The 2,756-nt window shown below is 58.8% G+C and carries 2 protein-coding genes and 1 rRNA gene; 2 read left to right on the forward strand and 1 reads right to left on the reverse strand.

Annotated elements, in window-relative coordinates; genetic code table 11:
- Nucleotides 1-194: 194 nt before the first annotated feature.
- A 5S ribosomal RNA gene (gene rrf / locus AC27E8_RS11765) occupies nucleotides 195-311 on the forward strand.
- Nucleotides 312-791: 480 nt separating this feature from the next.
- Entirely contained in the window at nucleotides 792-1,343 is a 552-nt protein-coding gene (locus AC27E8_RS11770; protein WP_487099299.1) for a hypothetical protein, read from the forward strand.
- A 5-nt stretch (nucleotides 1,344-1,348) separates the two neighbouring features.
- On the opposite strand, the gene AC27E8_RS11775 is transcribed toward AC27E8_RS11770, so the two are convergent.
- The gene (locus tag AC27E8_RS11775) at nucleotides 1,349-2,026 is read right to left on the reverse strand and encodes a YigZ family protein (protein ID WP_487099300.1); all 678 of its coding nucleotides are present in this window, start codon (nucleotides 2,024-2,026) and stop codon (nucleotides 1,349-1,351) included.
- Between the last annotated feature and the right edge of the window lie 730 nt (nucleotides 2,027-2,756).

A 2,756-nucleotide genomic window follows, 5' to 3' on the forward strand; every position in this document is an offset into this window, starting at 1 on the left:
CGAGGTGGATCGGTCTGGCGTGGAAGCGCAGTGATGCGTGGAGCGGACAGATACGAATCGGTCGAGGGCTTCACCTGAACGACTCCCTATGCACGGTGGCAAGGGCCAAGAAGACAGATGCGAAGCGACATGCGAGCGAGGAGATCTGCAGGCCGAAGGCCGAAGCCCTCCGAGCGAGCATGGAGCGAAGCAGGTCTGGTGACCATAGCGGAGGGGCAACACCCGTACCCTTCCCGAACACGGACGTGAAGACCTCCAGCGCCGAGAATACTGGGAGGGAAGCCTCCTGGGAAGGTAGGTCGTTGCCAGGCGAGTGACAAAGGTCAGGCACATCTGCCTGGCCTTTTGTCGTAGTTGCGGGACACCTGCGCTCCTTCCTGTGGCGAAAGCCCGCAAAGAAAGCGGGTGAGAACCACAATCGGTGCAAACGAGAGCCCTCCTTACAGCCGCCCATGCTCTCCATTCGAGGCGCAGCTCGTTAAGTTCCTCCACACATGCGCTGTCTCACCAGGTAACGCGAGGCACCCCATCCCCTTCGTCAGCAGAAGAGCTACATCCCCAGTTTCTGAAGCGAAGTCCCAAAGGGGGCGAGCAGATCTGTAGGCCGAAGGCCGAAGCCCTGCTCGCCCCCTTTGGGACAAAGCTAAGTCCACAAACGTAGATTCCCATATTGACAGAATTCATAGGCTCAAGATAACCTAGCTACAAACAGGTAGGGATCTCCAATCATTCTAATCACGACGGAAAGAAGAGAGTTCAAGTATGACAGCCATCGAGGAGGAATGTGTTCAATGTTTATCCTGCCGGAGCCTAATCAGCACCCCATGGAGAATGTCCCGGTGCATACGGAGGGCGACGCGCCGCGGATGGGCGAGATTGCACGCCGGATCACCGCATTTGTGCCTGTGTACTGTCAGGGGAATCGGACGCTTGTGTTGTTGTCGGAAGGCCGCATGTTCTACCTGCCGCACCGCGCGCAATGGGTGCGGGAAAGCTTGCTCCGGCACTTTGCCATCTCGCAGCGGGATCTGCGCCGAGCCTGTGAGGAAGATCTCAATCGGAGTCTCTTCGCTCCCGTCGTCATTCCGGCGGAAGGACTTGCATATGCTCAACTTCGGGTGCGTACGCCCATCGGGCGCAACGACGGCGCGCAGGGATTCTTCCGCATCGATGCCATTCAAGGCGTCCGTGCCATGAGCCCGGAGGAGACCGCGGTGCGGATGGCCGATGGCATTGAGTTCATGGTGAGAATGCCAAGGCCACGGGTGGTGGAGCGCATCTTAGCCGCGCGATCCGCCCTGATCCTTCAGCTCGCACGGGGCGTCGCGTATCCGCGATTCTGAGGTCGTCACTCTGTCGCCTGTTCGGGGAGCCACACGTCGCGGACGAGTTCGCCGGCATCCGTCATGCCTACATATGCGGGCGGGGACACCTCGCATGTCGCCTGCCCGGACGTCGCATCCGTCACGAGATCCACGGTGCGCGGCACATCCACCTCACGCACCACAAGGCGAAATCGCACGGCTTCCGTGAATTCCGCATCGTACAATCGGAGGCCTGCCTGTTCGAGCAGATGCGCGAGTTTGCCGTAGTGCTCATACCCACAGGTGACGAGGATGTCGCACATCGGAGCACACACAAGCTTCGGTGCCTTCTCCAGGACCGCCGCTGCGGCCTCGGTGTACGCCCGGACCAAACCGCTCGCGCCAAGCAGGATGCCGCCAAAGTAGCGCGTCACGACCACCAAAACGTTGGTCAGGTCTTTACGGCGGATGACCTCAAGCACAGGTCGGCCAGCGGTGCCGCTCGGTTCGCCATCATCCGAAAACCGCTCGCTCGGCACCTGAATACCTATCCGATACGCGTATACATGGTGCCGAGCGTCCGGGTGTTCCTCTCGGACGCGGGCCAACGCAGCGAACGCCTCTGGCTCCGTTCGGACGCGAAAGGCTGACGCAATGAACCTGGATTTTTTCTCGACGATCTCGGCTGTCCAAAGATCTGCCAGCGTCACAAATGATGTCATCGCAGTACCCCCAAAACGACCATGCGACGAACGAAAACCACTGTAACAGATTGGCGGGACGAGACTCAACACGCCACACAACTTGCAAAAAGATTTGCGATTCCGACGGCGGACCCTCACAAACAAAGCCGACCAGTCGAACCATGTAGGCGTCGGTAGCGGCGAGGACTGCATCTAGAGGCCAATCTCGCCTTAAAGCCGAGAATATGCCGAAAACTGCGCCACTCTTCCTCGCTAGGTCTTTACTTGCAAGGGAAGAAAGCGTATAATGCGGCAATGAGGCTACTGTCTTAGGATACATAACTTGCTAGAGTGGCCTGCATTGCCGAGAACAGCCCTCGTGGTGTCGAATCCTGGCGGCGAAAGCCAGGAGAGGGATGGGTACAGGTAGCCACTGAAGGGAGGGATGTCTTCCTGCGTTCTAGACGGTGACAGGAGGCTTCGAACGTGGTTGTCGGACGCGAAGAGACAGTTCGAAACCTCTCGAAGGACTTCCGGAAACGCGGGGACAGTGACGAATGGCCAGTCCAGGGTGACCTTCGTCACCGAACTTCAGGCTATGGATTCTATAGGAGTCGTAAGGAGGAGAAGGGGACTTGAAACGCACACTGAGTGGCATTGCTTCAGCTGCGATTGTCCTGGGTGCGATTAGCCCGATGGCGTTTGCGGCAACGTCCACGAGCGGTCTCACGCCAGCTGGCCAGTTGCCCATTGTGGTCAATGGCCAGGT

The sequence above is a fragment of the Alicyclobacillus sp. CIJ1 genome, assembly GCF_057538885.1.

Bases quoted from the DNA above. Each gene is read 5' to 3' on its own strand.
- AC27E8_RS11775 (WP_487099300.1), bottom strand. From the start codon at position 2,026: ATGACATCATTTGTGACGCTGGCAGATCTTTGGACAGCCGAGATCGTC.
- AC27E8_RS11770 (WP_487099299.1), top strand. From the start codon at position 792: ATGTTTATCCTGCCGGAGCCTAATCAGCACCCCATGGAGAATGTCCCG.